Here is a 9,582-nt window from a genome sequence, read left to right on the forward strand (position 1 = left end):
CCGCACCCCTAGACTGGTGTGCTGCCCAACCGCCCGACCTGCCGTGGCCACAAGTGAGGTAACCCCCTTTGAAGCTCGTCTTCGCAGGCACCCCCGAGGTCGCCGTGCCCGCCCTGGACGCCCTGATCGCCTCGGACCGCCACGAGGTCGCCGCCGTCGTCACCCGGCCCGACGCGCCGGCCGGGCGCGGCCGGCGACTGGTCGCCAGCCCGGTGGCCGAACGGGCGGAGGAGGCCGGCATCGAGGTGCTCAAGCCGACCAGGCCCCGCGACGAGGCATTCCTCGCCCGACTGCGGGAGATCGCCCCCGACTGCTGCCCTGTCGTCGCGTACGGGGCGCTGCTTCCCAAGGCGGCCCTGGACATCCCCGCACGCGGCTGGGTCAACCTGCACTTCTCGCTGCTGCCGGCGTGGCGCGGCGCCGCCCCCGTGCAGCACGCGCTGATGGCGGGCGACGAGGTCACCGGCGCGTCGACCTTCCTCATCGAGGAAGGGCTGGACTCGGGCCCCGTCTACGGGGTGCTCACCGAGGAGGTCCGGCCCACCGACACCAGCGGCGACCTGTTGACGCGGCTGGCGTTCGCGGGCGCAGGGCTGCTCGCCGCCACGATGGACGGGATCGAGGACGGCACCCTCAAGGCGGTCCCGCAGCCCGAGGAGGGCGTCACGCTGGCCCCGAAGATCACGGTGGAGGACGCCCGGGTGGATTGGGCGGCGCCCGCGCTGCGCGTCGACCGGGTCGTGCGTGGCTGCACGCCCGCGCCCGGCGCGTGGACGTCGTTCCGGGGGGAGCGCCTCAAGCTGGTCCAGGTGCGGCCGGTGCCCGACCGCGACGACCTGGCTCCCGGTGAGATCGCCGCGGGGAAGAAGAGCGTGCACGTCGGGACGGGCTCCCACGCGGTGGAGCTGCTCTGGGTCCAGGCCCAGGGCAAGAAGCCGATGAACGGCGCCGACTGGGCCCGGGGCGTGCGCATCGCGGCGGGGGAGCGGCTGGGCGGCTGACGGCCGACGCCCCGGGCGGCGGTGCGGGGCCGGCCGCTTGCAGCAGGGCCCGCGGCGGCCCGTCGTCCGTACCGAAGCGCACCGCCCTCCGGGGGCACCGGCGGCGCAGCCGCACGGCCGGTCCCGGTGGCCGTGGTGCGTACCGCCGGTCCGGTGGCCGGCGTGCGTACGGCCGGTCCGAGGGGGTGCTGCGCCCGGCCGTTCGGCGGCGTACCGCCGGGACTACGCTGGAACGGTTCTACCGAAACGAATCGCGGAGCACCTTTTGAGCGAGCAGGCCGCCCGTCGCCGTCCCCCCAAGCAGTACCGGCGCCCCAAGAAGGACCCCGTCAGGGTCCTCGCCTTCGAGGCGCTGCGCGCCGTGGACGAGCGTGACGCCTACGCCAACCTCGTCCTGCCCCCGCTGCTGCGCAAGGCCCGGGAAAAGGACGGTTTCGAGGCGCGGGACGCCGCGCTCGCCACCGAGCTGGTGTACGGGACGCTGCGCCGCCAGGGGACGTACGACGCGGTCATCGCCGCCTGCGTCGACCGGCCGTTGCGCGAGGTGGACCCGCCGGTCCTGGACGTGCTGTCCCTCGGCGCCCACCAGCTGCTCGGGACGCGCATCCCCACGCACGCCGCCGTCTCCGCGACCGTCGAGCTCGCCCGGGTCGTGCTGGGCGACGGGCGCGCCAAGTTCGTCAACGCCGTGCTCCGCAGGATCGCCCAGGACGACCTGGACGGCTGGCTGGAACGGGTCGCCCCGCCGTACGACGAGGACCCCGAGGACCACCTCGCCGTCGTCCACTCCCACCCGCGGTGGGTCGTCTCCGCCCTGTGGGACGCGCTGGGTGGCGGCCGCGCCGGCATCGAGGAGCTGCTCGCCGCCGACAACGACCGGCCCGAGGTCACCCTCGTGGCCCGGCCGGGCCGGGCCACGCCCGAGGAGATCGTCGGCGCGCTGGGTGAGGACGCCGCCCTGCCGGGCCGCTGGTCGCCGTACGCCGTGCGGCTCGCCGAGGGCGGTGAGCCCGGTGCGCTCGACGCCGTGCGGGAGGGGCGGGCGGGCGTCCAGGACGAGGGCAGCCAGCTCGTGGCCATCGCCCTGGCCGGCGCGCCGTTGGAGGGCCCCGACACGCGGTGGCTGGACGGCTGCGCCGGCCCCGGCGGCAAGGCGGCCCTGCTGGGCGCGCTCGCCGCGCAGCGCGGTGCCGTGCTGCTCGCCTCCGAGAAGCAGCCGCACCGTGCGGGCCTCGTCGAACGGGCCCTGGCCGGCAACCCCGGGCCGTACCAGGTCATCGCCGCCGACGGCACGCGGCCGCCGTGGCGGCCCGGCTCCTTCGACCGGGTCCTGGTGGACGTGCCGTGCTCGGGTCTGGGCGCCCTGCGCCGCCGCCCCGAGGCCCGGTGGCGGCGGCGCCCCGAGGACCTGGAGGGGTTCGCCCCGCTCCAGCGCTCCCTCCTCACCGAGGCCCTGCGGGCGGCGCGGGTCGGAGGCGTCGTCGGATACGCGACCTGCTCGCCGCACCTGGCGGAGACCCGCGCCGTCGTGGACGACGTCCTGAAGGGACGCGGAGCGGCTCAGGGCCTGCGGGCCGAGTGGATCGACGCCCGGCCGCTGCTCCCCGGCGTGCCCGACCTCGGTGACGGCCCCGACGTGCAGCTGTGGCCGCACCGGCACGGCACGGACGCGATGTACCTGGCACTGCTGCGCCGCACCGCGTGACGCCACCGGCCGGGGAAGCAGCGCGGCCCGGCCTCGGGTGCGCGTGACGGATGCGGCGGCCGGCCCCTGAGCCGAGGCGGGCACCGGTGCGGTGGCCCGACCGTGCACGGCGGCGGTCACGGGGGGCTACGCGGAGGCGGGCGCGGTCGCCGGAGCCCGGGTGGCGGCGGGCACGGCCTGCGCCGCAGGACCCGTGCGGGCGGGCGCACGGTGCCTCCGTCTGCCGTGGCGCTCGGCCGCAGGCGACCGTTCGTCACGGACCGGCCGGTATCCCGAGCGCTCCGCCCCCGCCGGCCTCGGCGGCACAGCGCCGGGCGCGCTGCTCGCGGGCGCCGGCCGGCAGGCCCTTCGCCTCCACGCGGGGGTCACGGCGGTGTGTACGGCGGGGCCCGGAGCTGGGGAAGGCGGCAGTGGTGGAGCCGCGCCCACCGGCGCTCCGAAGGGCGCCCGCCGCCCGCCGCTGCGCGCCGCGGCGTGGGGGGCCCACACGCTCCGCGGCTCTCGATCAGTGGTGGGACCTGCTGCCGCCCCACGAGGCACTGTTCTGCCGGCCGGGCCACCAGTGGAGCCGGAGCCCCTCGCAGGTACCGCCGCCGACCCACCCGTCAGGGAGCCGGAGGAGTGGGGCTGCCGCCGTTGGCCGCCGCCGCGTGGATCTTCCCGGTGGCCGGGGGCCTCCTCGACGGCCCGTACGGCGAAGTGGGGGCCGAGATCGCGCAGGAGGCGCGCGAAGGATGAGGCGGGGAACAGGCCCCTGGGCGGCAGGGTGGCGATATGCCGGGAAAGGGGAGGTCTGTCTATGGCTCGTCCCGTCCTCGCGCGGGATCGCGTCGAACAGGCGCCGTCGAGCATGGCAGGCTTGGCACATGGCCCAGATCAATCCGAGCATCCTGTCCGCCGACTTCGCCCGGCTTGCCGAGGAGGCCGGTGCCGTCGACGGGGCCGACTGGCTCCACGTCGACGTCATGGACAACCACTTCGTGCCCAACCTGACCCTCGGCGTGCCGGTCGTCGAGTCGCTCAGCAGGGCGACGGGCACCCCGCTGGACTGCCACCTCATGATCGAGGACCCGGACCGCTGGGCGCCCCAGTACGTGGAGGCGGGCGCCGGCTCCGTCACGTTCCACGTGGAGGCCGCGGCCGCTCCCGTGCGACTGGCCCGCGAGATCCGGGCGAAGGGCGCCCGGGCCTCCATGGCGCTCAAGCCGGCCACCCCCATCGAGCCCTTCGAGGACCTGCTCCCCGAACTCGACATGGTGCTGATCATGACGGTTGAACCCGGCTTCGGTGGGCAGGCGTTCCTCGACATCATGCTGCCCAAGATCCGCCGCACCCGTGAGCTGATCTCCAAGCACGGTCTGGAGCTCTGGCTCCAGGTGGACGGCGGTGTGTCCGCCTCCACGATCGAGCGGTGCGCCGAGGCGGGCGCGGACGTCTTCGTCGCCGGATCCGCCGTGTACGGTGCCGACGACCCGGGCGCCGCCGTGCGCGAGCTGCGGGACCAGGCCCGCCGGACCATCGCCGGAGCGGCCTGGGCCTGCGGCCACTGAACACGCCGGGCCACCGGTTGGTCACCGGCAGATGAACGCAAACCAACAGGACTGATCAACGGCCATCGGATCTGCGAGTATGGGCGATCCGGAGTGTGAACAGCAGTGAGGAGAACGCGGTGTCTGCAATGTCGGCGGGACGTCCAGCCCTGCGGATGGGACCCGCGGAGCTGGTGCAGGCGGCGGCCATGGCCCGGCGCTTCTACCTGGAGGGCAAGTCCAAGATCCAGATCGCCGAGGAGTTCGGCGTCAGCCGCTTCAAGGTGGCCCGGGTCCTGGAGACCGCCCTGGAACGGGACCTCGTACGCATCGAGATCCGGGTCCCCGCGGAACTGGACGCGGAGCGCTCCGACGCGCTGCGCGCCCGCTACGGCCTGCGCCACGCCGTCGTGGTCGAGTCGCCCGCCGAAGGCGAGGACGAGTCGCCCGACCCCGAGAACCTCGGCGAGGTCGCGGCCGACCTGCTCGGCGAGCTGGTGAACGAAGGCGATGTCCTCGGCCTGGCCTGGGGCCGGTCCACCATCCACATGGCCGCCGCGCTCGACCGGCTGCCCCCCTGCACCGTCGTCCAGTTGACCGGCGTCTACGACGCGGGGACCGCCGAGCGGGGCTCCGTGGAGGCCGTCCGCCGCGCCGCCCAGGTCTCCGGCGGCGAGGCGCACCCCATCTACGCACCCATGCTGCTGCCCGACCCGGCCACCGCCGCCGCACTGCGCGAGCAGACCGGCATCGCCCGGGCCTTCGAGTACTTCGACAAGGTGACGGTCGCCGCGGTGTCCATCGGCTCCTGGGAACCCGGCATCTCCACCGTCCACGACATGCTGTCCGACGAGGAGCGCGCCCACTACGCGTCCCTCGGTGTCGCCGCCGAGATGTCCGCGCACCTCTTCGACGCGTCGGGCCGCCGCGTCGGCCGCGACCTGGGCGAGCGCTGCATCACCGTCGAGGCCGACCGGCTGCGCCGCATCCCCGAGGTCGTCGCCATCGCGGGCGGTCGCCGCAAGGCCGCGGCCATCGGCGCCGTCCTGCGCTCCGGCCTCGTCACCAGCCTCGTCACGGACACCGTCGCCGCGGACCACCTGCTCACCCAGTCGCAGCCTGGCCCCCGCCCCGCGCTGGAGCGCTTCGACCCGGACAACGCCTGACCCGCCCGGACCGGCCGCCCGCCACCAGGCTTGGAGGAACCTCCCAGGTCACCCGCTGTGACCTGGAGGTTTCGCCTGGGGTTCGAACGCCCGTCGGCATGGGAGAATGAAGTACGTGCTTCTCCCCCTGGCTGAGACGCCCGGGGGCCACCTCCGAACGACTGGGATGTTCAGCACGTGCGTTTCCTCAATGACCTGAAGCCGCCGTACGACCTCACGTACGACGATGTGTTCATGGTGCCGAGCCGCTCGGCCGTCGGCTCCCGGCAGGGCGTGGACCTCTCCAGCCCCGACGGCACCGGCACCACCATCCCGCTGGTCGTCGCCAACATGACCGCCATCGCGGGCCGCCGCATGGCCGAGACCGTCGCCCGCCGCGGCGGCCTCGTCGTCATCCCCCAGGACATCCCGATCGACGTCGTCACCGACGTCGTCACCTGGGTCAAGAGCCGTCACCACGTCCTCGACACGCCCATCGTGCTGGAGCCCCATCAGACCGTGGCGGACGCCCTGTCGCTGCTGCCCAAGCGCGCGCACAACGCCGGCGTCGTCGTGGACGGCGAGCAGCGGCCCGTCGGCGTCGTCACCGACGCCGACCTGACCGGCGTGGACCGCTTCACCCAGCTCTCCGAGGTCATGTCCAAGGACCTGCTGCTCCTGGACGCCGACATCGACCCACGCGAGGCGTTCAACACCCTCGACCACCACAACCGCCGCTACGCCCCGGCGGTGGACGCGAACGGCCGGCTCGCGGGCATCCTGACCCGCAAGGGCGCGCTGCGCGCCACCCTGTACAGCCCGGCCGTCGACGACCGCGGCAGGCTGCGCGTCGCCGCCGCCGTCGGCATCAACGGCGACGTGGCCGGCAAGGCCAAGCAACTGCTGGACGCCGGTGCGGACACGCTCGTGATCGACACCGCGCACGGCCACCAGGAGTCGATGATCAACGCGATCAAGGTCGTGCGCGGCCTCGACCCGCAGGTGCCGATCGTCGCGGGCAACATCGTCTCCGCCGAGGGGGTCCGCGACCTCGTCGAGGCGGGCGCCGACATCATCAAGGTCGGTGTCGGCCCCGGCGCGATGTGCACCACCCGCATGATGACCGGCGTGGGCCGCCCCCAGTTCTCCGCCGTCCTGGAGTGCGCCGCCGAGGCGAGGAAGCACGGCAAGCACGTGTGGGCCGACGGCGGTGTCCGCCACCCGCGCGACGTCGCCATGGCCCTCGCCGCCGGCGCGTCCAACGTGATGATCGGCTCCTGGTTCGCCGGTACGTACGAGTCGCCCGGCGACCTCCAGCAGGACGCCGACGGCCGCCTCTACAAGGAGTCCTTCGGTATGGCGTCCGCGCGTGCCGTGCGCAACCGCACCAGCGAGGAGTCGCCCTACGACCGCGCCCGCAAGGGCCTGTTCGAGGAAGGCATCTCCACCTCCCGGATGTACCTGGACCCGACGCGACCGGGCGTCGAGGACCTCATCGACTCGATCATCGCGGGCGTCCGCTCGTCCTGCACCTACGCCGGTGCCGGGTCGTTGGAGGAGTTCGCCGAGAAGGCCGTCGTCGGCGTCCAGAGCGCCGCCGGCTACGCCGAGGGCAAGCCGCTGCACGCCAGCTGGAGCTGAGCACCCGGGCCCTGCCCGCGCACGTCCCGAGGAGCCGCCCCCGTCCACGTACGGGGGCGGCTCCTCGTCGCGTCCCGGGCCGGAACCGGCCGCCCCGACGTGGCCGAAGCCCCGCGCCCTCTCCGGCGGGAGCCGGCCGTCCGCCCGCGGTGGCGGGCGCCCCGCGCCGCCGCGACCGGCCTCCGGGCTGTCGAGCGCGCGCGGAGGGGCCCGGCGATTTCGTCGTTCAGCGCCCCAATGTGCTGTTTCGTGCAGCAGCGCGCAATGTTTTCCCGTCTGTGCCCGAAGTGTGCAATGATCATCCGCTGATACGCAACAACGATGCATTACGACTGCGATGCTCCGGGGCTTAGGCTCTGGGCTCGTACCTGGAGTGGCGGTGACCGCCTGCTCGGCGGTCCCCCCTTCCCCTGGGCTCTTCCGTGGGCTGTTCCCCGCTGCCCGCACCGCCGTCGGTCGCCGTTGTCCCGACCCCCGCAGCGATGAAGGAGCCACGCAGTGCTCGACCACGGCGCAGCCCCACCGGCCACCGAGCCATCCGCCTCCAAGCCCCCCGCGGCCTCCCCGCTCGCCGCTCTCGGGCGACGCAAGCCGGTGGAAGCCCTGGTCAACGAGGGTGGCCAGGGCGAGGGCGGTTCCCTCCGCCGCTCGCTGACCATGTGGCAGCTCACGATGATCAGCATCGGTGCCACCCTCGGCACCGGGATCTTCGTCGTCCTCGGCGAGGCCGTCCCCGTCGCGGGACCGGCCGTCACGATCTCCTTCGTCATCGCCGGCCTCACCGCGCTGTTCTCGGCCCTGTCGTACGCCGAGCTGGCCGGCACGATCCCCGTCTCCGGCTCCTCGTACTCGTACGCATACGCAACGATGGGCGAACTCGTCGCCTGGGTCTGCGGCTGGTGCCTGATCCTCGAGTACGGCGTGTCGGTCGCCGCCGTGGCCGTCGGCTGGGGCGACTACCTCAACGAACTGCTCAGCGGCACCATCGGCGTCACCATCCCCGAGGTGTTCTCCTCGGCGCCCACCGACGGCGGCATCATCGACGTCCCCGCGGTGCTCGTGGTCCTCCTCGCCATGGTGTTCCTGCTCGGTGGGGCCCGCGAGTCCGCCCGCGTCAACACGATCATGGTCGTCGTGAAGATCGGCGCGCTGGCGCTCTTCTGCGCCGTCGGCTTCATGGGCTTCAAGTCCGGCAACTACGCCGACTTCATGCCGCTCGGCATGGCGGGCGTCACCGGCGCCGGCGCGATGCTCTTCTTCTCGTACATCGGCTTCGACGCCGCCTCCACGGCCGGCGAGGAGGCCAAGAACCCCAAGCGCGACCTGCCCCGCGCGATCATGCTGTCGCTGCTCATCGTGACGGTCCTGTACGTGCTGGTCGCCGGGGTCGCCGTGGGCGCCTGGAACTGGACGAAGTTCGAGGGCTCCGAGGCCTCCCTTTCGGCGATCATGAACGACGTGAGCGGCCAGACGTTCTTCGGCACGCTGCTCGCCGCCGGCGCCGTCATCTCCATCGCGAGCGTCGTCCTCGCCGTGCTCTACGGCCAGACCCGCATCCTGTTCGCGATGTCCCGCGACGGACTCGTCCCCAAGGCGTTCGGCAAGGTCGACCGGAAGACCGGCACGCCGCGCGTCGGCACGATCATTGTGTCCGTGTTCTGCGCCGTCCTGGCCGGCCTGATCCCGCTGGGCCACCTCATCGACGCCACCAGCATCGGCACCCTCTTCGCCTTCGGCCTGGTCAACATCGCGGTCGTCGTGCTCCGCTACACCCGGCCCGACATGGAGCGCTCCTTCAAGGTGCCGTTCGGCCCGCTGTTCCCCGTGCTCGGCTTCGGCTTCTGCGTCTTCAACATGACGGAGCTCGGCACGGCGACGTGGATCGCCTTCGGTCTCTGGATGGCCGCGGGCCTCGTGTTCTACTTCCTGTACGGCATGCGCCGCTCCAGACTGGCCACCCCCGCAGAGAAGTGATCCACCGCCCGTGCGACTGAACGACCTCGACGAACGCATCGTCCACGCCCTCGCGGAGGACGCCCGACGCTCCTACGCCGACATCGGCTCGCTCGTCGGACTGTCCGCCCCCGCGGTGAAGCGGCGCGTGGACCGGCTCCGGGCCGAGGGCGCCATCACCGGCTTCACCGTACGGGTGGACCCGGCGGCGCTCGGCTGGGAGACCGAGGGGTTCATCGAGATCTACGCACGGGGCAACACCTCGCCCGAGACCATCCAGCGCGGTCTTGAGCGCTACCCGGAGATCGCGTCCGCGTCCACCGTGACGGGGGAGGCGGACGCGATCGTCCAGGTCTTCGCCTCCGACATGCGCCACTTCGAGCGCGTGCTGGAGCGCATCGCGGGAGAGCCGTTCGTCGAGCGCACGAAGTCGGTGCTGGTGCTGTCGCCGCTGCTGCGGCGGTTCTCCTCCGGCTCGCCCGCGTAGCCCGCGCGCGGCTGACCCGCGCACGTCCGGTGGCGGAAGCCCGTCACCGGCCCGCGGCCCGGAGACGCCCGTGCGTCGGCCCGCACCCGCTGCTCCGGCTCGTACGCCGCAGCTCCCCCCC

7 protein-coding genes are annotated in these 9,582 nt (G+C 73.5%); all 7 read left to right on the forward strand.

Annotated elements, in window-relative coordinates; all coding sequences use genetic code 11:
- Positions 1–68 precede the first annotated feature (68 nt).
- The 7 genes from fmt (at position 69) to BJP40_RS29370 (ending at position 9,461) form a co-directional block, all read left to right on the forward strand.
- The gene (gene fmt / locus BJP40_RS29340) at positions 69–1,001 is read left to right on the forward strand and encodes a methionyl-tRNA formyltransferase (RefSeq protein ID WP_071283591.1); all 933 of its coding nucleotides are present in this window, start codon (positions 69–71) and stop codon (positions 999–1,001) included.
- Positions 1,002–1,266: 265 nt separating this feature from the next.
- Entirely contained in the window at positions 1,267–2,706 is a 1,440-nt protein-coding gene (locus BJP40_RS29345; RefSeq protein ID WP_071266682.1) for an RsmB/NOP family class I SAM-dependent RNA methyltransferase, read from the forward strand.
- Between the two features lie 866 nt (positions 2,707–3,572).
- The gene (gene rpe, locus BJP40_RS29350; RefSeq protein WP_071283594.1) at positions 3,573–4,256 is read left to right on the forward strand and encodes a ribulose-phosphate 3-epimerase; all 684 of its coding nucleotides are present in this window, start codon (positions 3,573–3,575) and stop codon (positions 4,254–4,256) included.
- Between the two features lie 95 nt (positions 4,257–4,351).
- Positions 4,352–5,401: a sugar-binding transcriptional regulator gene (locus BJP40_RS29355; RefSeq protein WP_175499858.1), complete on the forward strand. Its 1,050-nt coding sequence runs from the start codon at positions 4,352–4,354 to the stop codon at positions 5,399–5,401.
- Between the two features lie 177 nt (positions 5,402–5,578).
- The gene (locus tag BJP40_RS29360) at positions 5,579–7,021 is read left to right on the forward strand and encodes a GuaB1 family IMP dehydrogenase-related protein (RefSeq protein ID WP_071283597.1); all 1,443 of its coding nucleotides are present in this window, start codon (positions 5,579–5,581) and stop codon (positions 7,019–7,021) included.
- A gap of 498 nt (positions 7,022–7,519) precedes the next feature.
- Positions 7,520–8,995, forward strand: a complete 1,476-nt coding sequence (locus BJP40_RS29365; RefSeq protein WP_071283600.1) for an amino acid permease — start codon at positions 7,520–7,522, stop codon at positions 8,993–8,995.
- A gap of 10 nt (positions 8,996–9,005) precedes the next feature.
- Positions 9,006–9,461, forward strand: coding sequence for an Lrp/AsnC family transcriptional regulator (locus tag BJP40_RS29370; protein ID WP_023589679.1), 456 nt, complete (start codon positions 9,006–9,008; stop codon positions 9,459–9,461).
- Positions 9,462–9,582 lie beyond the last annotated feature (121 nt).

The sequence above is a fragment of the Streptomyces sp. CC53 genome (assembly GCF_001865245.1).
Classification (GTDB): domain Bacteria; phylum Actinomycetota; class Actinomycetes; order Streptomycetales; family Streptomycetaceae; genus Streptomyces.